The organism is Amycolatopsis sp. NPDC004169, from assembly GCF_040610315.1.
Lineage (GTDB): Bacteria > Actinomycetota > Actinomycetes > Mycobacteriales > Pseudonocardiaceae > Amycolatopsis.
The window spans coordinates 81,578-103,285 of the sequence record NZ_JBEXMD010000005.1 but is presented as its reverse complement, the minus strand read 5'-3'; the positions used below and the strand labels follow the sequence as shown (position 1 = coordinate 103,285).

At 71.6% G+C, this 21,708-nt stretch carries 23 protein-coding genes; 13 read left to right on the top strand and 10 right to left on the bottom strand.

The window, feature by feature from the left end; translation table 11 throughout:
- Positions 1–71: 71 nt before the first annotated feature.
- The gene (locus ABZX11_RS08605) at positions 72–1,541 is read left to right on the top strand and encodes an NCS2 family permease (protein ID WP_176174593.1); all 1,470 of its coding nucleotides are present in this window, start codon (positions 72–74) and stop codon (positions 1,539–1,541) included.
- Here the strand turns inward: ABZX11_RS08605 and ABZX11_RS08600 are convergent, their stop codons facing one another.
- Entirely contained in the window at positions 1,542–2,087 is a 546-nt protein-coding gene (locus ABZX11_RS08600) for a hypothetical protein (protein ID WP_354911125.1), read from the bottom strand.
- Between the two features lie 107 nt (positions 2,088–2,194).
- Between ABZX11_RS08600 and ABZX11_RS08595 the strand changes: the two genes are divergently transcribed.
- The 3 genes from ABZX11_RS08595 (at position 2,195) to ABZX11_RS08585 (ending at position 4,306) form a co-directional block, all read left to right on the top strand.
- Positions 2,195–2,626 carry a MarR family transcriptional regulator gene (locus ABZX11_RS08595; protein WP_086844964.1) on the top strand — a complete coding sequence of 144 codons (432 nt, stop codon included), beginning with the start codon at positions 2,195–2,197 and terminating at the stop codon, positions 2,624–2,626.
- A 98-nt stretch (positions 2,627–2,724) separates the two neighbouring features.
- The gene (locus ABZX11_RS08590) at positions 2,725–3,981 is read left to right on the top strand and encodes an MFS transporter (protein WP_354911122.1); all 1,257 of its coding nucleotides are present in this window, start codon (positions 2,725–2,727) and stop codon (positions 3,979–3,981) included.
- 145 nt (positions 3,982–4,126) lie between these two features.
- Positions 4,127–4,306 carry a hypothetical protein gene (locus ABZX11_RS08585; protein WP_354911119.1) on the top strand — a complete coding sequence of 60 codons (180 nt, stop codon included), beginning with the start codon at positions 4,127–4,129 and terminating at the stop codon, positions 4,304–4,306.
- A 196-nt stretch (positions 4,307–4,502) separates the two neighbouring features.
- Here the strand turns inward: ABZX11_RS08585 and ABZX11_RS08580 are convergent, their stop codons facing one another.
- The 5 genes from ABZX11_RS08580 to ABZX11_RS08560 form a co-directional block, all read right to left on the bottom strand.
- Positions 4,503–5,321 carry an arylamine N-acetyltransferase gene (locus ABZX11_RS08580; RefSeq protein ID WP_354911117.1) on the bottom strand — a complete coding sequence of 273 codons (819 nt, stop codon included), beginning with the start codon at positions 5,319–5,321 and terminating at the stop codon, positions 4,503–4,505.
- A 104-nt stretch (positions 5,322–5,425) separates the two neighbouring features.
- A complete protein-coding gene (locus ABZX11_RS08575) occupies positions 5,426–6,049 on the bottom strand; it encodes a superoxide dismutase (protein ID WP_003088226.1) in 624 nt (207 codons plus the stop codon).
- Positions 6,050–6,237: 188 nt separating this feature from the next.
- On the bottom strand, positions 6,238–6,897 hold the full coding sequence (locus ABZX11_RS08570; protein WP_354911114.1) for a biliverdin-producing heme oxygenase: 660 nt from the start codon (positions 6,895–6,897) through the stop codon (positions 6,238–6,240).
- Positions 6,898–6,970: 73 nt separating this feature from the next.
- Entirely contained in the window at positions 6,971–7,567 is a 597-nt protein-coding gene (locus ABZX11_RS08565) for a TetR/AcrR family transcriptional regulator (RefSeq protein WP_176174598.1), read from the bottom strand.
- A 15-nt stretch (positions 7,568–7,582) separates the two neighbouring features.
- Positions 7,583–9,082: a glutamate-cysteine ligase family protein gene (locus ABZX11_RS08560; RefSeq protein WP_254897106.1), complete on the bottom strand. Its 1,500-nt coding sequence runs from the start codon at positions 9,080–9,082 to the stop codon at positions 7,583–7,585.
- A gap of 210 nt (positions 9,083–9,292) precedes the next feature.
- Between ABZX11_RS08560 and ABZX11_RS08555 the strand changes: the two genes are divergently transcribed.
- Genes ABZX11_RS08555 through ABZX11_RS08545 form a run of 3 tightly spaced genes read left to right on the top strand, consistent with a single transcriptional unit; the run spans position 9,293 to position 11,109 of the window.
- Complete coding sequence (locus ABZX11_RS08555) at positions 9,293–10,099, top strand: RNA methyltransferase (RefSeq protein ID WP_354911110.1); 807 nt, start codon at positions 9,293–9,295, stop codon at positions 10,097–10,099.
- Between the two features lie 32 nt (positions 10,100–10,131).
- Positions 10,132–10,743 carry a DUF2537 domain-containing protein gene (locus ABZX11_RS08550; protein ID WP_176174601.1) on the top strand — a complete coding sequence of 204 codons (612 nt, stop codon included), beginning with the start codon at positions 10,132–10,134 and terminating at the stop codon, positions 10,741–10,743.
- A gap of 12 nt (positions 10,744–10,755) precedes the next feature.
- A complete protein-coding gene (locus tag ABZX11_RS08545) occupies positions 10,756–11,109 on the top strand; it encodes an MmcQ/YjbR family DNA-binding protein (protein ID WP_354911108.1) in 354 nt (117 codons plus the stop codon).
- Here ABZX11_RS08545 and sepH read toward each other — a convergent pair.
- The 3 genes from sepH to ABZX11_RS08530 form a co-directional block, all read right to left on the bottom strand.
- A complete protein-coding gene (sepH, locus tag ABZX11_RS08540; protein WP_176178116.1) occupies positions 11,106–11,951 on the bottom strand; it encodes a septation protein SepH in 846 nt (281 codons plus the stop codon). The genes ABZX11_RS08545 and sepH overlap by 4 nt on opposite strands.
- Positions 11,952–12,165: 214 nt before the next feature.
- Positions 12,166–13,317, bottom strand: coding sequence for an ATP-binding protein (locus ABZX11_RS08535; RefSeq protein ID WP_354911105.1), 1,152 nt, complete (start codon positions 13,315–13,317; stop codon positions 12,166–12,168).
- Positions 13,314–13,976: a response regulator transcription factor gene (locus ABZX11_RS08530; RefSeq protein ID WP_354911102.1), complete on the bottom strand. Its 663-nt coding sequence runs from the start codon at positions 13,974–13,976 to the stop codon at positions 13,314–13,316. Before ABZX11_RS08530 ends, ABZX11_RS08535 begins: the two co-directional genes overlap by 4 nt.
- A 112-nt stretch (positions 13,977–14,088) precedes the next feature.
- Here ABZX11_RS08530 and ABZX11_RS08525 point away from each other — a divergent pair, with 112 nt between their 5' ends.
- The 6 genes from ABZX11_RS08525 to ABZX11_RS08500 all read left to right on the top strand — a co-directional run bounded on the left by ABZX11_RS08525 (position 14,089) and on the right by ABZX11_RS08500 (position 20,548).
- Positions 14,089–14,628, top strand: a complete 540-nt coding sequence (locus ABZX11_RS08525; protein WP_354911099.1) for a hypothetical protein — start codon at positions 14,089–14,091, stop codon at positions 14,626–14,628.
- Positions 14,625–15,719: a peptidoglycan-binding protein gene (locus ABZX11_RS08520; protein WP_354911096.1), complete on the top strand. Its 1,095-nt coding sequence runs from the start codon at positions 14,625–14,627 to the stop codon at positions 15,717–15,719. The genes ABZX11_RS08525 and ABZX11_RS08520 overlap by 4 nt, the downstream gene beginning before the upstream one ends.
- Complete coding sequence (locus ABZX11_RS08515; RefSeq protein ID WP_176174607.1) at positions 15,716–16,402, top strand: ABC transporter ATP-binding protein; 687 nt, start codon at positions 15,716–15,718, stop codon at positions 16,400–16,402. Before ABZX11_RS08520 ends, ABZX11_RS08515 begins: the two co-directional genes overlap by 4 nt.
- Positions 16,399–17,613 carry an ABC transporter permease gene (locus tag ABZX11_RS08510; protein WP_354911094.1) on the top strand — a complete coding sequence of 405 codons (1,215 nt, stop codon included), beginning with the start codon at positions 16,399–16,401 and terminating at the stop codon, positions 17,611–17,613. Before ABZX11_RS08515 ends, ABZX11_RS08510 begins: the two co-directional genes overlap by 4 nt.
- A 140-nt stretch (positions 17,614–17,753) precedes the next feature.
- Positions 17,754–19,280, top strand: a complete 1,527-nt coding sequence (locus tag ABZX11_RS08505; RefSeq protein ID WP_354911091.1) for an amidohydrolase family protein — start codon at positions 17,754–17,756, stop codon at positions 19,278–19,280.
- 80 nt (positions 19,281–19,360) lie between these two features.
- A complete protein-coding gene (locus ABZX11_RS08500; protein WP_354911089.1) occupies positions 19,361–20,548 on the top strand; it encodes a glycosyltransferase 87 family protein in 1,188 nt (395 codons plus the stop codon).
- Here ABZX11_RS08500 and serC read toward each other — a convergent pair.
- Positions 20,541–21,665, bottom strand: coding sequence for a phosphoserine transaminase (serC, locus tag ABZX11_RS08495; protein ID WP_176174610.1), 1,125 nt, complete (start codon positions 21,663–21,665; stop codon positions 20,541–20,543). The genes ABZX11_RS08500 and serC overlap by 8 nt on opposite strands.
- Between the last annotated feature and the right edge of the window lie 43 nt (positions 21,666–21,708).

Genomic DNA, 21,708 nt, shown 5'->3' with positions numbered 1-21,708 from the left:
CCTCCGGTGGATTGATCGGTTCACTCACGAGGTGCAGGGTACTCCGCAGCAGCGACAGAATGGGCAGGCGAATGGCGGAGCAGGAGACGACCCGCACCGGGACGTCCACACTGGACCGGTTCTTCAAGATCACCGAGCGGGGGTCGACCGTGCCGCGCGAGCTGCGCGGCGGCCTGGTCACCTTCGTCACGATGGCCTACATCGTGGTGCTGAACCCGCTGATCATCGGCAGCTTCTCGGCCGACGACGCCGGCGCGCACAAGGACCTCCTCGGCGGCATCCTCCCGGTACCGCAGGTCGCCGCGGTGACGGCGCTCGTCGCCGGCGTGATGACCATCCTGATGGGCCTGGTCGCGAACTACCCGTTCGCCATCGCGACCGGCCTGGGCATCAACAGCCTGGTCGCGGTCACCATCGCCCCGCAGATGACCTGGCCCGAGGCGATGGGCCTGGTCGTCATCGAGGGCGTGATCATCGTCCTGCTGGTGCTCACCGGCTTCCGCACCGCGGTGTTCCGGGCCGTGCCCGCCGCGCTGAAGTCCGCGATCGCCGTTGGCATCGGCGTGTTCATCTGCCTGATCGGCCTGGTCGACGCCGGGTTCGTGCGACGGCTGCCGGACGCCGCGCACACCACCGTCCCGGTGGGCCTCGGCATCAACGGCTCGATCGCCTCCTGGCCGACCGCGGTGTTCGTCGTCGGCCTGCTGCTCACCGGCATCCTGGTCGTGCGCAAGGTCAAGGGCGCGATCCTGATCGGCGTGCTCGCGTCGACCGTGCTGGCCATCGTCGTCGAGGCGATCGTCAAGGCCGGGCCGTCGCAGGGCACGAACCCGAAGGGCTGGAACCTCGGCTACCCGGCGCTGCCGGACCAGGTGTTCGGCCTGCCGAACCTTTCGCTCGTCGGCGACGTCTCGTTCGGCGCCTGGACGCGGCTGCCGATCATCACCGTCTGCCTGCTGGTGTTCACGCTGGTCCTGGCCGACTTCTTCGACGCGATGGGCACCATGACCGGCCTCGCGAAGGAGGCCGACCTGCTGCCGAAGGACGGTCAGCTGCCCAACGTCGGCAAGGCGCTGTTCGTCGAGGGCCTCGCGGGCGCGGCCGGTGGTTTCGGCTCGGCCAGCTCCAACACGGTGTTCGTCGAGTCGGCGTCGGGCATCGCCGAGGGCGCGCGGACCGGCCTGGCGAACATCGTCACCGGCGTGCTGTTCCTCGCCGCGATGTTCCTGACGCCGCTGTACCAGGTGGTGCCGGTCGAGGCGGCCGCGCCGGCGCTCGTCGTGGTCGGGGCGATGCTGATGTCGCAGGTCCGCGACATCGACTTCACCGACTACTCGATCGCGCTGCCGGCGTTCCTGACCATCGTCGTCATGCCGTTCACGTACTCGATCGCGAACGGCATCGGCGCCGGGTTCGTCAGCTACGTCGTGATCCGCGCAGCCACCGGGAAGGCCCGGCAGGTGCACCCGCTCATGTGGGTGATCGCGCTGGCCTTCGTGGCGTACTTCGCGGTCGGCCCGATCCAGGCGGCGTTCAAGTAGTCAGCCCCTGATCTTCAGGGCGTCGTCGAGGACACCCCGGTTGCGTTCGAACTCGGCGACCGGGGCCTCGAACCGCACCGTCACCAGGGCGTCGCCGGCGCCGAGGCCGACCACGGTCACCCGCCGCGGCTCACCGCCGCGTTCGTAGGTGTAGTCCCATTCCGCGGCGTCGCGGTCGGCGATCGGGGCGTGCGCCACCACGGTGCCGCCCTGCCCGCCGGCCACCGCCCAGAGCCCGCCGAGGGCATCCTCCTGCGTGATCGGCACCCGGTCGGTCTCGAGCAGGAGCTCGCCCTGGCGGTAGCTCGCGCGTTCCTTGTCGCGGCTCACGGCCCAGGACGGCACCGGGATCTCGATGGCCGAACCGGGGCCGGACGCGTCCGGGAGCCGGTAGATCTCCAGCGTGCTCGGGGTGATGGCCGGCGCCGGCCCCGTCGAGGACGGTGCGGCCGCCGGTGTGTCGTCACCGCCGCTCAGGAATTGTGCCGCCACGACCGCCAGGACCGCCGCGCCGATCACGGCCGTACCCACCAGCTTCTTGTTCATCGCGCTCCCCAGGCTCTGCTGCTGGTGAGGACGCGCGAAGTTGTCCCGGGTTGCGGATTGACGGAGATCACCCGCTCGGACGAAGTTTCGTAAGGTATGCTAACTATATGTCCGGCGACACGCACGAGCGCTCCTTGGCGAGCCGTCTGCGTCTCGCGGTGGTCCGGCTCAACCGCCGGCTGCGGGCACAGCGCGTCGGGGACGACCTCACGCTCACGCAGGTCGCCGCGCTGTCCACCCTGCACAAGTGCGGTGCGCTGACCCCGGGTCAGCTCGCCGCGAAGGAAGGCGTCCAGCCACCTTCGATGACGAGGGTGATCGCCGCGCTCGAGGAGCTGCGGTTCGTCGAACGGCGCCCGCACCCGACCGACGGCAGGCAGGCCATCGTCGAGCTGTCCGAGAGCGGGCTGGCCTACGTGCAGAAGGCCATCTCCGTGCGGGAGGCGTGGCTGGACCGGCAACTGGCGGAACTCGGCGACGAAGAGCGTGAAGTGCTCTCCAAAGCCGCCGAAATCATAGACAGGATGGCGGGGAACTAACCACGGTGACGGCCACGGGTAGCGAAACAAAGCGTTCGATCCAGACCACTGCTACCCGGGAATCGGCCTCGCCGCCATCCTCTCCCAAGCGCCGCAGCATGTTCGCGTCGCTGCGCGTGCGCAACTACCGGCTGTTCTTCACCGGCCAGGTCATCTCGAACATCGGCACCTGGATGCAGCGCATCGCCCAGGACTGGCTGGTGTTCACCCTCAGCGGCAACAACCCGATCGCGCTCGGCATCGCGGTCGCGCTGCAGTTCACGCCGACGTTGTTCCTTTCGCTGTGGGCCGGCGTCCTCGCCGACCGCGTCGACAAGCGGCGGCTGCTGACCTGGATCCAGGTGGCGGCCTGTTCGCAGGCGGTCATCCTCGGCGTGCTCGACCTGACCGGGATCGCCGCGCTCTGGCACGTGTACGTCCTGTGCTTCACCCTCGGCGTGACGGCGGCGCTGGAAGTGCCGACGCGGCAGTCGTTCGTGGCCGAGATGGTGGGCCGCGACCAGGTGGCCAACGCCGTCGCGCTGAACTCGTCGATCTTCAACATGGCGCGGATCGTCGGCCCGGCGATCGCCGGGTTCGCGATCACCTGGATCGGCACCGGGTGGCTGTTCATCGCGAATGCGCTGAGCACGGTCGCGGTGATCACCGGGCTGGTCCTGATGAACCCGGACAAGCTGTTCCGCGTCGCGGCGGTGGCGCGCGAGAAGGGGCAGCTGGCCGAGGGGCTGCGGTACGTCCGCCGCCGGTCGGACCTGATGACGGTGATGGTCCTGGTGCTGTTCGTCAGCACGTTCGGCATCACGTACTTCAGTTCGCTGCCGATCGTCGCGGCGAACGTCTTCCACACGGCGGCCGACGGCTACGGGCTCCTGTCGACCCTGGTCGCGGTCGGCACGTTCACCGGCGCGATCATGTCGGCCCGCCGTGGCACGAAGGGCCGCCCCCGGGTGCGGCTGATGCTGGTGTCGGCGTTCTTCCTGGGCGTGTTCGAGCTGATCACGGCGTTCATGCCGACGTACCTGACGTTCGGCCTCGGCCTGATCCCGCTGGGCTTCGCCACGATGACGTTCCTCAACACGGCGAACGCGCTGGTGCAGACGTCGGTCAGCCCGGAGATGCGCGGCCGCGTGATGGGGCTGTACGTGCTGGTGCTCATCGGCGGCAACCCGATCGGCGGGCCGATGGTGGGGTGGATGGCCCAGGAGTTCGGCGGGCGGTCTCCGTTCTACATCGGTGGGGCAGTTTCGGCTTTGGCCGCGGTGGTTTGCGCGGTGGTGTTGATTCGGCGTGGTGGGGTTTCTTGGCCGGTGAAGCGGGGGCTGGGGCTGCGGGTGTTGAAGCGGGCGAAGGCCTGAGCGTCCACACCGGACAGGCCGACAAGCCGCCGCAACCGGACCGCCTGCGCTAGGTTCCGAGCAACCTCGGCACCAGTGACTCGGCCCACGTGCGCAGCTCCGCCCCGGACTTACGCGGGTAGGAGACCCGGACCGGCTCCGCCCCTTGCTCTCCGGCCACGGGCTGGGCAGGTCCTTCGGCGGGTCCGGCAGTGCCACCGGCCGGAAGACGGTGCTGCGCAGGACCAGCCAGGCGCCGCCGCCGAGCGTGGCCAGAAAGACCAGGACGGCGACGACGACCAGCGCCGCGGTGCGGTTCGAGTTCCCCCTCGTGTTCACGCTGTGACCGTATCGGCACGCACCGACAAAACCCGGGGCCCGCACATCTGAGGTCACCCGGAAGAGTGAGATCGGGCCTCTTGCCCGGAGAGCTGAGGTTAGGCTAACCTCATACACGTCCGCTTCGTGGTGGGAGCGGCAGTCAGTTCGGGAACGGACGGAGCCCCGGCCCTGGGAAACCCCAGGCCGGGGCTTCGTTCACGTCAGGACGCGTGCACGGCAGTGTCCGGCCGGTCCGCGCTGCCGGTCAAGGGATTCCCGCCCGGTGGTACCGGCAGGCGCGGCAGCACCATCCCGAAGTACACGCGGTACGCCAGCCGGATCGCCGCCGGAGTGGGCAGGTGGACCTCGTTCCGGATGCCGTCCACCGTCTCGATCAGCTTGTCGCCCGCCAGGGTCACCCGGCCCTGGGACGTCGCCCGGGAGCACGTCAGCGAGCGGGTGAAGTGCGACTCCGGGGACGTCGTCTGCCACCACGCCATCGGGACGAAGTCGGCCAGCGGGCGCGGCCGGCGCTCCAGGCGGTACTGCGGCTTGCCGTCCAGCAGCACGTCGTAGTCGCCGTACGGCGCGTCCAGGACCAGGAACTCGCCGTCCGGGTCGCGCTGGGCGTCCACGGCGGACAACTGCAGCGGGTACCGGGAAAACCGGCCGAAGCCGACGTCGACCAGCCAGTCCTGCGAGTCCAGGGAGACGACGATCGCCGCGTGGTCCAGGGGTGGGCCCGGGGTGCCGTCGGCGTGGAAGACCTGGGCCGCGTGCAGGGAAGCGTCGTAGCCCAGCGCGCGCAGCAAGGCTGCGAACAAGCCGTTCAGCTCGTAGCAGAATCCGCCCCGGTGGCGGTGCACGACCTTGGCGAACAGCGCGTCCTCCTCCAGGACGACCGGCTCGCCGAGGTGACTGCTCAGGTTCTCGAACGGCACCGCGGCCAGATGGCGTTCCTGCAGGTGGCGCAGCGTCGCGAGGTCGGGCGCCGCGGGGCGGGCGACGCCGAGGCGGTCCAGGTACGCGTCGATGTCCATGCCGTCCACTGAAACACCTCGACCGCACTCGAGGTCAAGGCGGTTTCGCCGGCGACGAAAAACGGGGCCCTCCGTGAGGAGGACCCCGTTTGACGACGAACCGCTCAGCCGAGCAGCAGGCCGTTGCCGCCGGCGACGGCGTTGTCGAAGCGCTTGGAGATCTCCGCCCAGTTGAAGATGTTCCACAGGGCCTTGACGTAATCCGGCTTCACGTTCTTGTAGTCCAGGTAGAACGCGTGCTCCCAGACGTCGACCAGCAGGATCGGCACGGTCGGCAGGATCAGGTTGTTGTGGTGGTCGCGCAGCTGCTGGGTGATCAGCGTCTTGCCGATCGGGTCCCAGGAGAGCGCGCCCCAGCCGTTGCCCTGGATCGTGGTCGAGACGGCGGTGAACTGCGCCTTGAACTTGTCGAAGGAGCCGAACGCCTCGTCGATCGCCGCGGCCAGCTCGCCGGTCGGCTTGTCGCCACCCTCCGGCGACAGGATCTTCCACCACACGACGTGGTTGGCGTGGCCGGCCAGGTTGAAGGCCAGCGTGGTCTCCAGGCCGACGATCGAGCCGAAGTCGTTCGCTTCGCGGGCGGCTTCGAGCTTGTCGAGCGTGTCGTTCGCGCCCTTGACGTAGGTCGCGTGGTGCTTGCTGTGGTGCAGCTCGTTGATCTCGCCGGAGATGTGCGGCGCGAGGGCGCCGTAGTCGTAGTCGAGATCGGGCAGCTCGTAGCGGGCCATTGGCCCTCCTTCTGTCTTCGACACAAGTTTCCGGTACCGAACCTAGTAGCACACGCCCCTTCCCGGCGAGCGGGGGCGGGTGGCCGTCACTACTTGGGACGGCGGCTCACGAGTGGCGTACCCGAGGGTCCGACACCCGAAACCGAGCCTGCAACTTGGACTTAACTGGAGGTCAACGACCTGTGAGATCAAGCACGGAACTCGTCGAGCCGCGTCGCCAGCTCCTCGAAGACGGCGACGTTGCACTCGAACGCCACCCGCGTCTCGTCGATCACCCGGGCGCGCTCGGCCTCGTCCCAGGGCGCGTTGTCCAGCTTGGCGCGGTACTGGTCCCGGAAGCGGGGAGCGCTGCCGATGCCCTCGAAGTGGTAGAAGAGCGTGCCGGCCTCGGCGACGTCGTAGGTCTTCTCCAGCAGGCGCCGGATGGCCTGGCCGCCGGCGATGTCGCCGAGGTAGCGCGTGTAGTGGTGGGCGACGTACCCGCCGGCCCACGCCGACGCTTCGCGGATCCGCGCGACGTACTCGCGAGTGGACGCCAGCGGCGTGATCGTCTCACGCCAGTCCGGCCCGACCAGGTGGGCGAGGTCCCGCTCGAGCAGCGGGAGCCGTCGCAGCTCCTCGAAGACGAACTCGCCGCCGACGGGGTCGCCGGCCATCGCGTCGCTCGCCGCTTCGAGCGCGCCGTAGACGAAGTAGTACTGGACCGCCAGCTCGGCGTAGCCCTGGCGGGTCAGCTCGCCGCCGAGCAGGGCGCGCATGTACGTCGAGTAGTTCGCCCGGTCGTGGACCTCGAGCGTCGACGCGCGCAGGGTCGCCGAGAAGGGGCGGGCGTCCGTGGTCACCGACATGGGCAGGCCTCCCGGCGATCGATCTGACAGGCTGTCAGAAAGATCGTAGGGCATGATTCGGACTTAGGCCACCCTAAACCGTCGCGCCCACCGCGCGGAGGACGAACCGCACCGCCGCCTCGACGACGTCCTCCAGCTGTCCGGCCGGCCCGTCGACCAGGGTGCGGTTGCCCAGGGCCGCGGTGATCATCGGGATCAGGACGTCCGGGTCCTCGGCCGGCCAGCGGCCCAGGTCGACGCCGCCGGCGAGGATGGCCCGGAGGCGGTCGGTGATCGGGTCGGCGTGGGCGCTGATCCGCCGGTACGCCGCCGGGGCCAGTGCCGAGGCGAGGGCCGTCCCCGGTGGCATGTGGTACTCCGCCAGCACGCGCAGCTGCAGCCGGACGAACGTGGCCAGCTGGTCCACCGGGTCCGCCTGGGCCTCGACGGCCTCGGTCAGCCGTGTGACGTACTGGGCCGCTTCGTCCTCGACGAACGCGACGAGCAGGCTTTCCTTGTCCGGGAAGTGGTTGTAGAGCGCCGTCCGGCCCACCCCGGCCGCCGAAGCGACGCCGGCGAGGGTGATCGCGTCGAAGCCGCGCTCGTAGAGCTGCGCGCGCAGGACTTCGAAGACCCGGGCCCGCACCTCACGCCGGTGCGCCTCCAGCGACGCACCGAGAATCTTCGGCATCCACCCAGGCTAGCGTCAATCGGCCACCGGCCACGTGTGCACCGGTTCGCCCGCCTCGGACAGCTCCAGGTAGCGCCCCAGCATCCGGCCGAGTGCCGCCTCGCGGTCCAGGCCGCGCTCCTGCGCGCGGACTACGTAGTCCCGCTGCCAGGTCGCCCCGGTCCGCCGGGCCAGGCAGCGGCGCTCGATGATGCCGAGGTAGCGCTCGCGGGCCTCGTCGGAGACGTCGGAGCGGCGCAGGCCCTCGTGGGCCAGCGGCAGCAGCACCCGCAGCGCCAGCTCGTCCGGCGGGATCCAGCCGATGCCCGGCCAGTACAGCTGCCCGTCGAAACCGCGGCGCGCGCCCGCGTAGAGGTTTTCCTCGGCCGCCTGGAACGACATCTGGCTCCACACCGGGCGTTCCGCCTCGGCCAGCGCGCGCTGGGCGCCGTAGAAGAAGGCCGCGTTCGCCACCGTGTCGACCACCGTCGGCCCGGCGGGCAGCACCCGGTTCTCCACGCGCAGGTGCGGCAGGCCGTCGACGACGTCGTACACCGGCCGGTTCCAGCGCCAGATCGTGCCGTTGTGCATGCGCAGCTCGGTGAGCTTCGGCGCCTGACCCGCGTCGAGCGCCTCGATCGGGTCTTCGGCGTCGGTTTCCGGGAGCAGCCCGGGGAAGTAGCGGACGTTCTCCTCGAACAGGTCGAAGATCGACGTGATCCAGCGCTCGCCGAACCACACCCGCGGCCGCACGCCCTGGTTCTTCAGCTCTTCCGGCCGGGTGTCGGTCGCCTGCAGGAACAGCGGGATCCGCGTCTCGTGCCAGAGCGCCTTGCCGAGCAGGAACGGCGAGTTCGACGCGAGTGCGATCTGCAGCCCGGCCAGGCACTGCGCCGCGTTCCAGTGCGCGGCGAACTCCTCGGGCGCGACCTGCAGGTGCAGCTGCACGCTCGTGCACGCGGCTTCCGGCAGGATCGACTCCGCGAAGCTGCGCAACCGTTCCGGCTGCTGGCCCGGCAGCGCCGCGCCCTCCATGGCGAGCACCGTGCGTTCGCCGCGCGCGGCGAAGATCTGGTCGTTCAGCGTGGAGTAGCGGGTCTTGTTGGTGAGCCACTTCTGGTCGAAGTGCTCGTGCTTCAACGTCGGCAGGATGCCGATCATGGCCAGCGCCGAGCCCGTGTCACGCGCCTTCGTCGCCGCCGTGTCGAGGTACGCGCGGAGGTCGTCTTCCAGCTGGAGGGCCGAATCGCCGGCCAGCGGCCGCGGCGGGACGTTCAGCTCGATGTTGTGCTGGCCCAGCTCGGTGGTGAACGACGGGTCGTCGAGCGCCTCCAGCACCGCGGTGTTCGTCATCGACGGGCGCAGCTCGCGGTCGACGAGGTTCAGCTCGACTTCGAGGCCGATGTTCTTGCGGGGGAAGGAAAAGCTGCCGTCGGTGAGCATCCGGGCCAGCGTGTCGAGGCAACGCTGCACCTTCCGGCGGTACCTCCCTCGGTCCAGCGTGTTGAACGACTGAGCCTCGAGGTCCATCCCCATGACCATCCCTGCTTCGTGTCGGCGTGGACTAGGACGTGTTTCAGGCCCCGGCGGACAACCGTTACACAGGCGATGCACCCGGGCTAGCGGCCAAACTGGTGCAGTCCGTCACGGTCGGTTAACCCACAGCAAAAAGAGCCCGTTCGTACCACGGTCCGGTGGACGTTCGGACCAGTGAGGCGCCCGGCAGGCGGGTGACAGACTGGGCGGATGGGCGTGATCCACATCGACCACTCCGGCGACCCCCGGGTCGACGATTTCCGCGACCTGTCCACTGCGGACCGTCGCCCCGACCGGCCCGGCGGGCGGGGCCTCGTGATCGCCGAAGGCACCGTCGTGGTGTCCCGGCTGCTGGCTTCCCCTTACCCGGTCCGGGCCCTGCTGGGAGTGCCGCGCCGGTTCGCCGAACTGGCCGAAGACCTGGCCGGACTGGACGTTCCCCAGTACGTCGCCTCCGCGGACACCATGGCCGAGGTGGTCGGGTTCCACCTCAACCGCGGCATCCTCGCCGTCGCCGACCGGCCCGCGCCGCTCACCGTCGCCGAGGTCGCCGGCGGCACCGGCCCGCTCGCCGTGCTGGAAGGCGTCGGCGACCACGAAAACCTCGGCGCGCTCTTCCGGAACGCGGCCGCGCTCGGCGTCGGCGGCGTGCTGCTCGGCCCCGGCTGCTCCGACCCGCTGTACCGGCGCAGCGTGCGCGTGTCGATGGGACACGTGCTGCGCGTGCCCTTCGGGCACCTGACGGACTGGCCGGGCGGGCTCGACGACCTGCGGGCGCGCGGGTTCGCCGTCGTGGCGTGCACCCCGCGGCCGGGCTCGATCCCGCTGCCCGAACTGCGCGCGCACGCGCCCGGGCGGGTGGCGTTGCTGTTCGGCGCCGAAGGTCCGGGACTGACCGAGGCGGCGCTCGCGGCGGCTGATCACGCCGTCCGGATACCCATGCCGGCCGGAGTCGATTCACTGAACATCGCGACGGCCGCCGCCGTTGCCTTCTACGAACTGGCCCGGGGCGGCTAAAGTTCTGCTTTCCGAGGTGGGGAGGGACACACATGGAGCTGCGGATCCGCGGCGAGCGCGCGGTGCTGGCCGGCCCGGGCGGGGAGCACGCGCGCGAGGTGGACCCGCACAGCCTCGCGATCGGTGCCGACCTGGCCCAGGCCCTGCACGAGTGGGCGCGCGTGGCGTCCGCGGTGACCGCCGACCCCGGCGCGGAGGCGGGCGCGGTGGTCTCGCAGCGCGGCCGCCAGCTGGCCACCCGGCTGGCCTCGGTGATGGGCACGACCGTGCGGTTCGTCGATCCGGTGACCGGCGACGACACCGTGGTCGAACCGCCGTTGCAGCCCACCGACCGCGGCCACCGGTTCGTCCGCGCGGTGCTCGGGCCGCCCGGCCCGCCCGGCGAGCCGACGCCGTGGCTGACCGGGCTGACCGTCTCGGCGTTCATCGCCGCCGTGGTCGTGGTCGCCATGCTGGCGCTGGCTTCGACGCTGGCCCGCGAGACCAGCGGCTGGCTCGCACTGGCGGCCTCGGTGATCGTGACGGCCGGGATCACGCCGTCGCTGTGGCTGATCCGGCGCACGCCGATCCTGCGCTGGGCCGCCTACGGCGCGGCGGGCGGGGTCGTGCTCGCGTGGATCGGCGTGCTGGTGATCGCCTTCTAGGGGAGCGTGGGGATGGAGCAGCTGGAGGCGTTGCGGAAGTTGTGCCTGGCGCTGCCGGAGACGACCGAGCGGCTCAGCCACGGCTCTCCCGCGTGGTTCGTGCGCGGCAAGAAGACGCTCGCCATGTTCGCCGACGACCACCACGGCGACGGCAGGCTCGCCTTCTGGTGCCCGGCGCCGCTGGGCGCGCAGGAGGAACTGGTGCGCACCGAGCCGGAGCGGTTCTTCCGGCCGGCGTACGTCGGGCACCGCGGCTGGCTGGGCGTGCGGCTGGACGTCGACCTCGACTGGGCGGAGGTCGACCGGATCCTGCGCGAGGCCTACCGGCTGGTCGCGCCGAAGACGCTCGCGGCGCGGGTGGTCTAGCCGCGCTGCGAGCGGACCCCGAGCAGCACGTCTTCCCAGGACGGCACGATCGGGTGGTTCTTCTTCGCCTTGGGCCGCGGGTCCGGCACCGTTGTGTCCTCGTCCGGGTCCGTGGGGACGCGCGGGATCTCGCGGGTGTCGTCGTCCGGGTCCGGCTCGGCCGAGGGCAGCTGCGCGCGCTCCGGCTCGACCGAATCCAGCGTCGGCTGGAACTCCGTCTCGCGGGCCGGGGCGAGGGCGCGGACCGTGCGCGGGGCGCGGTAGGCGTTGGGGTCCAGCAGGACCTCGGCGTTCTCGTCCAGCGCGGTGACCGTGCCGCCGTGCGCGCCGGGGGAGAACGCCCAGTGCGCCCGGTTGTCCGACCGCCCGGCCTTCCAGCGGAGCACGACGACCCAGCGGCCGTCGTCGCCCTTCCAGGAGTCCCAGGTGGCCTGCGAGTAGTCGTGGCCGCGGACGCCGAAGCTGTAGGCGACGACCTCGCCGAGCGTCTGCACGTCGGGACCGTCCTCGCGGACCGGGTGGGCGCTCTGCGCCAGCTCGGCGGTCCGGGACCGCTCGAGCAGCACGGGGTAGGCGTAGCGCTCGACGCGCTGCGTCGAGATACCGGCGCCGGCGGCGACCTGTTCGACGGACTCGCCGGCGCGAATGCGCTGCTGGATCTCGCGTGGCCGCATCTGGCTCTCCAACTCGATTTCGATCTGGCCGAGGCGGGTGATGTCACCCCGCGCCGCCGCGCGCAGACGCTCATCAGCCGGGAGCAGGAAACGAGTACGGCTCGCCGGGTCTTCGAGCACGATGGACTTCCCGTCCTCGTGCAGTCCGACCACTCGCAGCGCCCGCATTGTTCTCGCCTCCCCGATCTTCTTCACCGTTGTGGGTGCCCACGTTAGAACGGCGCGTCGGCTTGACGTGCGAGGCGCGCCGAGTCCGCACCGAACTGCCCACTGTTCATTTCGTGTCCTCTGCATCGTCGACCACGCTGGTCAGCGGCAAAGGGGTGACACGCCGGACACGCAACGTCACGATCGAGTGGATCAAGACGGCGGCGCGGGGGGATCACGCGGGCGGCAGCCGGACCGTCACCGTGAGACCGCCGCGCCGTCCCGGCTGGGCCTCCGCGCGACCCCCGTGCGCCTGGGTCACCGAACGGACGATCGACAGCCCGAGCCCCGCGTTGCGCGTGTCCCCGGTCCGCTCCGCGCCGCCCAGCCGCCGGAACGGCTCGAACAGCGTCGGGACCGCCTCCGGAGGCACCGCCGGCCCCGAGTTCCGCACCTCCAGCGCCGGGTCCCCGCGCACCTCGACGTACACCCAGCCACCGGAAGCGTTGTACGTGATCGCGTTGACCACCAGGTTCGTCACCAGCCGCTCGAGCAGCACCGGGTCGCCCGCGACCGTCCGCGGCCGCAGGCGCGTCTCCACCGTCACCCCGGCCGCCGCAGCCTGGGCGGAAGTCGCCCGGACCACCGACGCCGTGACCTCGTCCAAGCGCACCGGGGTGCGCGCGTGCAGTCCGCGGTCGCTGCGGGCCAGCACCAGCAATCCCTCGATCATCCGCTCGCTGCGCTCGTTGGTGTGGAGCAGGTGCGTGCCGAGCTTCTTCAGCTCCGCGGGGACGTCGGGATCCGCCATCGCCACCTCGATCAGCGTCCGCTGGACCGCCAGCGGCGTCCGCAGCTCGTGGGAGGCGTTCGCGACGAACCGCTTCTGGCTGTCGAACGACTCCGCGAGCCGGTCGAGCATGCCGTCGAACGTGTCCGCCAGCTCCTTCAGCTCGTCCGGCGGCCCTTCCAGGTTGATCCGCCGGTCGAGCTTGCCCGCCTCCAGCCTGCGGGCGGCCGAGGTGATGTCGTGCAGCGGCCGCAGCGCGCGGCCCGCCATCAGCCAGCCGAACAGCACCGCCAGCGCCGCCGTGGCCACCAGCGCGATCGCCGAGCCGACCACCAGCGTCGACAGCGTCGAGGCGCGGTAGGTGTCGAGCGAGCCGCTGAGCAGCTGGATCGCGACGCCCGGGGACGGGATGGCCGCCTGGCCCGAGACGCCGTAGGCCACCTCGGCGGTGTTGATCGTCCGGTCGGCGACCCGGGCCGGGTCCGGCAGCGTGCTCTGCACCAGCAGGTAGTTGATGACGACCAGGACCACCCCGGCGAGCAGGAACAGCCCGCCGTACCAGGCCGTCAGCTTCGTCCGGACCGAAAAGCCGGTCACGGCGTGCCGAACCGGTAGCCGGCGCCCGGCACGGTCTCGATCACCGGCGGGTCGCCCAGCTTGCGCCGCAACGTCATCACCGCGACGCGCACCGCGTTGGTGAACGGGTCCGCGTGCTCGTCCCACGCCTTCTCCAGCAGGTCCTCGGCGCTGACGACCGTGCCCTCCGCCCGCATGAGCACCTCGAGCACGGCGAACTCCTTCGGCGAGAGCAGCAGGAACCGGCCGTCGCGGGCGGCCTGGTGCCGCGGCAGGTCGAGCACGACGCCGTCGCGCTGCAGCACCGGCGGCAACGCCGGCCGCGCGCGCCGCGACAGCGCCTGCACCCGGGCGACCAGCTCGGCGAACGCGAACGGTTTCGTCAGGTAGTCGTCGGCGCCGAGGCCAAGGCCGGCCACCCGGTCGGTGACGTCGGCGGCCGCGGTCAGCATCAGCACCCGCGCCTCGCCGCCCGCGCGGACCACCGCCGCGCAGACGTCGTCGCCGTGCACCTTCGGCAGGTCGCGGTCGAGGACCACGACGTCGTAGCCGTGCACGCCGACGCGTTCCATGGCCTGCTCGCCGTCGTAGCAGACGTCGACGGCCATCGAGAAGCGCCGCAGTCCCTCCGCGACCGAGTCGGCCAGCAACCGCTCGTCCTCCACCACCAGCACGCGCACCCGCCCAGTCTGCGCCGGAAGGCCATAAGGAGCGCATAAGCGACGTCGCTTAGCGCGCCCGAATCCCCCGATCCGTAGACCTGGGAGCCATCCGGACGAAAGGAGCGAGCCGATGCGGACACGGACGGCCGTCGCGGCGATCGGGGCGGCCCTGCTGCTCGCGGGCTGCGGCGCGAAGACCGACGACGGGTCGAAGGTGGCTTCGATCTCGACGCCGTCGAAGACGGGCGGCCCCACCGCGGCCGACAACAGCGGCAAGAGCGACGAGGACAAGATGCGGGAGTTCGCCAAGTGCATGCGCGAGCACGGCGTCGACATGCCCGATCCCAAGCCCGCAGGCGACGGCAACGGGGTGGCGATCGGGATCCAGGGTGACGGTGCCGACAAGGGGAAGATCGACGCCGCGCAGAACGCGTGCAAGCACCTGATGCCCAACGGCGGCGAGATGAAGCCGCCGAGCGCCGAGGAACTGGACAAGATGCGCAAGGACGCCAAGTGCATGCGGGACCACGGCATCGACATGCCGGACCCCGATCCGGCGGGCAAGGGCGCCACGCGGATCGGCGGGATGGGCGACGACCCGAAGAAGTTCGAAGACGCCGCCAAAGCGTGCGGGCTCGGCATGAGCATCAGCTCCAGGGCGGGCAAGTGAACGACGTGACGCACCTCAAGCCGCGCCGCCGGGGCCGGACGCGCTGGTTCATCGCCGGTGCCGTCCTCGTCGTGGTGCTGGGCACCAGCTCGGTCGTGATCCTGACGCGGGTGTCGAGCGCGACGCCGGTCAAGGAAGCCGCGCCGCCCGCCGTCGAGACCGCGGAGGTGGCCAAGACCGACCTCAGCGAGGAAGAAGAGGCCGACGGCACCCTCGGCTACGGCGACGAGTCGGTCGTCGCCGGCCGCAAGCCCGGCACGGTCACGTCGCTGCCCGCCGCCGGGGCGACCCTGACCCGCTGCCAGACGGTGTACGGGGTGGACGCGAAGCCGGTGCCGCTGTTCTACGGCACGCTGCCGTTCTACCGCGACCTCGCCACCGGCGCGGACGACGGCGCCGACGTCAAGCAGCTGGAGGAAAACCTCAAGGCGTGCGGCTTCGGCGGGTTCGGGACGCCGGACAAGAAGTTCACCGCGGCGACCGCGGCCGCGCTGAAGAAGTGGCAGAAGTCCCTCGGCCTGGAGCAGACCGGGACGTTCGGGCAGGGCGACGTCGTGCTGGCGGCCGGAGAACTGCGGGTTTCGGCCGTCCAGGCCAAGCTCGGCGCGCCCGCGCAGGGCGAGATCCTCAAGACGACCGGCACTGTCCGGTTGGTGCAGGTGAAGCTCGACGCGGCCAAGCAGGGCCTGGCCCAGCAGGGCGCGAAGGCGTCGGTGACGATCAACGGGAAGACGACGCCGGGCACGATCACCGACGTCGGGCGGACCGCGGTCGAGGGCAAGAACCAGGCGGGCGAGGACGACGGCAAGCCCAAGATCACCGTGACCGTCCGGCTCGACGACCCGGCGGCCGGCGGCAGCCTCGACTCGTCCCCGGCCACCGTCCGGTTCACCAAGGACGTGCACCAGGGCGTGCTCGCGGTGCCGGTCGGCGCGCTGCTCGCGCTCGCCGAAGGCGGGTACGCGGTCGAGGTCGACGAGAACGGGCAGCGACGGCTGATCGCCGTCCAAACCGGACTGTTCAGCGGTGGCAAGGTCGAGGTCTCGGGCAACGGCCTGACCGCGGGCATGCGGGTGGTGACGACGTCGTGACGCCCGTGCTGCGCGTGCACGAGGTCACGCGCACCTACCCCGGCGGGGTCGCCGCGCTCGACGGCGTCTCGCTCTCCCTGGAAGACGGGGAGATGGTGGCGATCGTCGGGCCGTCCGGGTCCGGCAAGTCCACCCTGCTGCACCTGATGGGCACGCTCGACCGGCCGTCGTCGGGGCGGATCGAGCTGCACGGCCACGACGTCGCCGCGCTGCCCGACCGCAAGGTCTCGGCGCTGCGCTCGCGCTGGATCGGGTTCGTGTTCCAGCAGTTCTTCCTCGACGAAGGGATGAGCGCGGTGGACAACGTGTGCACCGGCCTGCTCTACGCCGGCGTGCCGCGGCGACGGCGGCGCACGCAGGCGCTCGCGGCCCTCGACCGCGTCAAGCTGGGGCACCGGGCGTGGCACCGGCCCGGCGAGCTCTCCGGTGGTGAACGCCAGCGCGTCGCCATCGCGCGGGCCGTGGTCAACGAGCCGTCGATCCTGCTGGCCGACGAGCCGACCGGCAACCTCGACACCGGCACCGGCGCGTCCGTGCTCTCCCTGCTCGGCGAGTTGTCCGCGGACGGCACCACGATCGTCGTGATCACCCACGACCGCGAGATCGCCGCGGGCATGCCGCGCCGGATCGAGCTGCTCGACGGGCGCCTGCGGCTGGACACCGGCCTGGTGGGTGCGCGATGACCGCGCCACCGGAAGTCAAGCTGCCCGAACCGGCCCGGCTCAAGCCGCCGGACGTCGTCGCGCTCGGCGCCCACGGCATGCGCACGCGGCCGGTGCGCGCGGTGCTGTCCGCGCTGGGCATCGCGATCGGCGTCGCCGCGATGGTGGCGGTGCTGGCCATCCCGGCGTCCGGCGCGCAGGCACTGCACGACCGGCTGGCCGCGCTCGGCCCCAACCTGCTCACCGCCGGGCCGGGCCAGACCCTGTTCGGCGACAACGCGACCCTGCCGGACGACGCCGTCGCGATGGCCCGCCGGATCGGCCCGGTGAAGGCGGCGGCCGGCACCGGGACGACGTCGGCGAGCGTCCGCCGCAGCGACAAGATCGCCGCGGACGACACGTCCGGGCTGGCGGTGTACGCGGCGCGGCCTGACCTGCTCGGCGTGCTGGGCGGCAAGGTGCGGGCGGGTGCGTTCCTGGCCGCCGGGAACCAGGACTACCCGGTGACGGTGCTCGGGTCGCAGGCCGCGGCCCGGCTGGGCATCGACCACATCGACCCGGCCCGGCCGCCGCAGGTGCTGGTCGGGACGCAGTGGTTCACCGTGGTGGGCATCCTGGCGCCGATGCCGCTGGCGCCGGAGGTCGAGCGGTCGGCGCTGGTCGGCTGGGACGTCGCCAAGCGGCTGCTCGGGTTCGACGGCCATCCGTCCACTGTGTACGTCCGGGCGGAGGAGTCCGGGGTGGACGCGGTGCGTTCGGTACTGGCCGCGACGCTGAACCCGCAGGCGCCCAACGAGGTCCAGGTCCGGCGCCCGTCGGACGCCCTGGCGGCGCAGAAGCTGACGGACACGACGTACAGCGCGCTGTTCCTCGGGCTCGGCGGGGTCGCGCTGCTGGTCGGCGGGGTCGGGGTGGCGAACACGATGGTGATCTCGGTGCTGGAGCGCCGGCGCGAGATCGGCCTGCGCCGGGCTTTGGGGGCGACGAAACGGCAGGTCCGCGGGCAGTTCCTGGCGGAGTCGGTGCTGTTGTCCGGGCTCGGCGGGCTGGCGGGGGTGCTGGCCGGGGTGCTGGTGACGGCGGGGTACGCGCTGAGCCAGGGGTGGCCCGCGGTGCTGCCGGAGGGGGCGCTGGCCGGAGGTGTCGGGATCGCGGCCCTGGTGGGGGCGGTGGCGGGGGCGTACCCGGCGGTGCGGGCGGCTCGGCTGGCGCCCACGCGGGCGCTGGCCTGAGGCGTGGCGCGGGAGGATGCACAGATGCCGGGTGGGGAGTTACTCCTCACCCGGCATTCAGCACGTTGGAAGATTCCCCACCGCCTCCGCCCGGGTGTTGGATGACCCGAAGGGAGAGCCGATCGAAGGGCAGGGCGGCTGTGCTGCGAGTCGAGGCGAACCGGCGTGATTTCCTTCGGTGGCTCGCGACAGCGGGTGCGGGTCTCGCGGCCGCCGGGGTGGCTCCCGCCGTCTTCGCCCAGGAAGCCGCCGCGGCCGGCCGTGATGTCGTTGTCGTCACCGGGGCGACCGTGGTCGACGGGACCGACGGTCCCGCCCGGCCGGGGTCCGCCGTGGTGCTCGTCGGGGACCGGATCGCCTGGGTCGGGCCCGCCGCCGAGGTGCCGCGGTGCGGGGGTGCGCGGGTCGTCGACGGGCGTGGCCGGTACCTCGTTCCCGGCCTGTGGGACATGCACGCCCACGGCATCGACTACGAGGACATCTGGCCGCCGCTGTTCCTCGCCAACGGCGTCACCGGCATCCGGGAAATGCAGGGCTACGACGAAAACCGGGTCACCCGCGACAAGATCGCCCGCGGCGAGCTGCTCGGCCCGCGGGTCGTGCTGGCCAGCTCGATCATCGACGGCCCGGTGTCGCTGCTCGGGTCGTCGGTCACCAAGGTCGGGACCGCCGAGGAGGCGCGGGCCGCGGTGCGGACCGCCGTCGAGCAGCGCTCCGACTTCGTCAAGGTGTACTTCTACCTGCCGCGGGACGTCTTCGCCGCCCTCGCCGACGAGTGCCGGCGCCACGGCGTGCCGTTCGCCGGGCACTGGCCCTACCGGCTCCGGGTGCTCGAAGCCGCCCGGGCCGGGCAGCGCAGCTTCGAGCACAACTTCGGGCTGCCGATCGCCACTTCGAGCCACCGGGACGGGTTCCTCGCCCGCCTCGACGCGCAGCCGTTCGACCCGAAGGCCCCGCGTGACTTCTTCAACCTGGCCCGCGAACTCGACCGGCAGGCCGCGCAGGCCTACCACCCGGCCACCGCGGCCCGCCACTTCGCCGGCCTCAACGCCTTCGGCAGCCGGCTCAGCCCGACCTTCACGGTCAACCGGGTCATCTCCCGGCCCGCCGGCGCGTTCGCGCACGACTCGCGGAACAAGTACGTCCCGCGGGAGGTCCTCGACCTCTGGGCCCGCCAGCTGCCGCTGTTCGCCCCGGTCACGCCCGAGCAGATCGCCCAGCAGGACGCCTACTTCGAGGCGCAGTTGCGGCTCGTCGGGGAGGCGCACCGCGCCGGCGTCGGGATCCTCGGCGGGACCGACTGCCTGAACCCGTACGTCTACCCGGGGTTCAGCCTGCACGACGAGCTCGCCTTCCTGGTCGCGGCCGGGCTCGGCCCGCGGCGGGCGCTGCAGGCGGTGACCCGGGACGCGGCCGCGTTCCTCGGCCGGGCCGACAGCGCCGGGACCATCACCCCCGGCAAGGTCGCCGACCTGGTGCTGCTCGACGCCGACCCACTCGCCGACATCGGCGCGGTCCGGCGGATCGACACCGTCGTCACGGCGGGCCGGGTCCTGGACCGGGCCGCGCTCGACGAGCTGCTGGCCGCCGCCGAAACCGCGGCGAACCGGCCCGCCGGGGCGGCGAACGCCAGGTCAGTGCGGTTGCCGGTGCACGGCTGCTGCTGAGCGCCGGGTAATCTCGGCCGGTCGAAGACCTGGCTCGAGGGGGCGCGTTGACTGGGCGGAAACTGGCTTGGTCGCTTGGGGTGCTCGAAATCGCGGCCGTCGTCCTGGTGCTCGTGCTCAAGCGGTTCGACGGCCTCGACCTCGAGGTCTACCTCGGCGGCGCCAAGGCGCTCGCCGAGCAGGGCTCGCCGTACGACGCCTGGGTCCCCACCACGCACCAGATCCTGCTGCCGTTCACCTACACGCCGTTCGCCGCGGCGGTGTTCCTGCCCGGCACGCTGCTGCCGTTCGCGGTGACGATGAAGCTGGTCAGCATCGCGTCGATCCTCGCCACCGGCGTGGTCGCGTACCTCTACGTCGCGACGCTCAACGGCTCGCTGACCGACCCCGCGAACGTCCGGGGCCGGACGGTGGCCGCGCTGGTCGCGATCGGTGCGCAGCTCGCGGGTGCCCTCCTCGAACCGGTGCGCTCGACGCTGGGCTTCGGGCAGATCAACGCGCTGCTGATGGTGCTGGTCGTGCTCGACGTCCTGCTGCCCGGCGAGCGGAAGCGGACGAAGGGCCTGCTGATCGGCGTGGCCGCGGCGATCAAGCTGACCCCGGCCGTCTTCGTCGTCTACTTCCTGTGCCGCCGCGACTTCCGCTCGGCCGCGCGCGTGGTCGCCGGGTTCGTGGTGGCCGGGGCGCTGCTGTGGCTGATCCGGCCGTCGGCGTCCTTCACGTACTGGACGAAGCTCGTCTTCGACGCGGGCCGTATCGGCGGCGTCGACTACGTCGGCAACCAGTCCCTGCACGGCCTGACCGTGCGCGCCGGCCTGCCGGAGTTCGCCTGGGTGGTGGCCGCGCTGGCCGTGATGGCCGTGGTCGCGGTGATCATCGTGCGCGCCGCCGAGCCGGTGCTCGGGCTCACCGCCTGCGCGCTCGGCGGGCTGCTGGTCTCGCCGATCTCGTGGACCCACCACTGGACGTGGTGCGTGCCGCTGCTCGTCCTCGCCGGGTGGTACGCGTGGCGCTTCGACCGGGCGGTCCGGTGGGTGGCGGCCGGGGTCGTCGTCGCGGGACTGGCGTTGTTCATCGCCGGCCCGATGTGGTTCGCCCCGCGCCCCGCGCCGTCGGCGGGCTGGTGGCTGGCGACCGAGTCCTACGAGCTGTTCGGCGTGCTCCTGCTGGCCCTCGCCGCGTTCGGCGCCCGTCGCCTCGGCACGAAGAAGGGGACCCCTGCCGCGGCCGCGGCGGAGGTCCCCTCCAAGGAGCCTCAGGTCAGCTGAGCCGCTCGACCACGTACTCGATCGCCTGCGTCAGCTTGGTGACGTCGTCCGGGTCGATCGCCGGGAACAGGCCGACGCGCAGCTGGTTGCGGCCCAGCTTGCGGTACGGCTCGGTGTCGACGATCCCGTTGGCGCGCAGCACCTTCGCGACCGCGGCGGCGTCGACGTCGTCGCTGAAGTCGACCGTGCCGACGACCTGCGAGCGCAGCTCCGGGTCCTTGACGAACGGCGTCGTGTAGCTCGTCTTCTCGGCCCACTCGTACAGCCGCGAGGACGAGTCCTTCGTGCGCGAGGTCGTCCAGGCCAGGCCGCCCTGGCCGTTCATCCACTCGATCTGCTCGGCGAGCAAGAACAGGGTGGCCACGGCCGGGGTGTTGTAGGTCTGGTCCTTGCGGGAGTTGTCCAGCGCGGTGGTCAGCGACAGGAACTCGGGGATCCAGCGGTCGCCGCCGCCGATCTCGCCGATCCGCTCGACGGCGGCCGGGGAGGCCAGCGCGATCCAGAGCCCGCCGTCGGCTGCGAACGACTTCTGCGGCGCGAAGTAGTAGACGTCGAAGTCCTCGGCCTTGACCGGCAGGCCGCCGGCGCCGGAGGTGGCGTCGATCGCGACCAGCGCACCCTCGCTGCCCTCGGGGCGGCGGACGGGCACGGCCACGCCGGTGGACGTCTCGTTGTGCGCCCAGCCGACCAGGTCGGCGCCGGCTTCGTAGGCGATGTCCGGGGCGCTGCCCGGCTCGGCCTTGACGACGATCGGGTCGGCCAGGAACGGCGCGCCCTTGGTCACGGTGGCGAACTTCGAGGAGAACTCGCCGTAGGTGAAGTGCTGCGCGCGCTCGCGGACCAGGCCGAAGGCGGCCGCGTCCCAGAACGCGGTGGTGCCGCCGTTGCCGAGGATCACCTCGTAGCCCTCGGGCAGCGAGAACAGCTCGGACAGGCCCGCCCGCACGCGCCCGACGAGGGACTTGACCGGCTTCTGCCGGTGCGACGTGCCGAGGTAGGTGGAGCCGGACTCCGCCAGCGCACTCAGCTGCTCGGCGCGGACCTTCGACGGGCCGCAGCCGAAGCGGCCGTCGGCCGGCTTGAGGTCGGCGGGGATGGTCAACTCAGCGTCGGTCATGTGGCCAGTCTCTCAGGTCGGGAGAAGGCAGCTAACGCAGGTG

Bases quoted from the DNA above. Each gene is read 5' to 3' on its own strand.
- ABZX11_RS08550 (WP_176174601.1), top strand. From the start codon at position 10,132: ATGGAGCTGCGGATCCGCGGCGAGCGCGCGGTGCTGGCCGGCCCGGGC.
- ABZX11_RS08565 (WP_176174598.1), bottom strand. From the start codon at position 7,567: ATGCCGAAGATTCTCGGTGCGTCGCTGGAGGCGCACCGGCGTGAGGTG.
- ABZX11_RS08575 (WP_003088226.1), bottom strand. From the start codon at position 6,049: ATGGCCCGCTACGAGCTGCCCGATCTCGACTACGACTACGGCGCCCTC.
- ABZX11_RS08605 (WP_176174593.1), top strand. From the start codon at position 72: ATGGCGGAGCAGGAGACGACCCGCACCGGGACGTCCACACTGGACCGG.
- ABZX11_RS08590 (WP_354911122.1), top strand. From the start codon at position 2,725: ATGTTCGCGTCGCTGCGCGTGCGCAACTACCGGCTGTTCTTCACCGGC.
- ABZX11_RS08560 (WP_254897106.1), bottom strand. From the start codon at position 9,082: ATGGGGATGGACCTCGAGGCTCAGTCGTTCAACACGCTGGACCGAGGG.
- serC (WP_176174610.1), bottom strand. From the start codon at position 21,665: ATGACCGACGCTGAGTTGACCATCCCCGCCGACCTCAAGCCGGCCGAC.
- ABZX11_RS08510 (WP_354911094.1), top strand. From the start codon at position 16,399: ATGACCGCGCCACCGGAAGTCAAGCTGCCCGAACCGGCCCGGCTCAAG.
- ABZX11_RS08545 (WP_354911108.1), top strand. From the start codon at position 10,756: ATGGAGCAGCTGGAGGCGTTGCGGAAGTTGTGCCTGGCGCTGCCGGAG.
- ABZX11_RS08525 (WP_354911099.1), top strand. From the start codon at position 14,089: ATGCGGACACGGACGGCCGTCGCGGCGATCGGGGCGGCCCTGCTGCTC.
- ABZX11_RS08600 (WP_354911125.1), bottom strand. From the start codon at position 2,087: ATGAACAAGAAGCTGGTGGGTACGGCCGTGATCGGCGCGGCGGTCCTG.
- ABZX11_RS08570 (WP_354911114.1), bottom strand. From the start codon at position 6,897: ATGTCGGTGACCACGGACGCCCGCCCCTTCTCGGCGACCCTGCGCGCG.
- ABZX11_RS08580 (WP_354911117.1), bottom strand. From the start codon at position 5,321: ATGGACATCGACGCGTACCTGGACCGCCTCGGCGTCGCCCGCCCCGCG.
- ABZX11_RS08555 (WP_354911110.1), top strand. From the start codon at position 9,293: ATGGGCGTGATCCACATCGACCACTCCGGCGACCCCCGGGTCGACGAT.
- ABZX11_RS08595 (WP_086844964.1), top strand. From the start codon at position 2,195: ATGTCCGGCGACACGCACGAGCGCTCCTTGGCGAGCCGTCTGCGTCTC.
- sepH (WP_176178116.1), bottom strand. From the start codon at position 11,951: ATGCGGGCGCTGCGAGTGGTCGGACTGCACGAGGACGGGAAGTCCATC.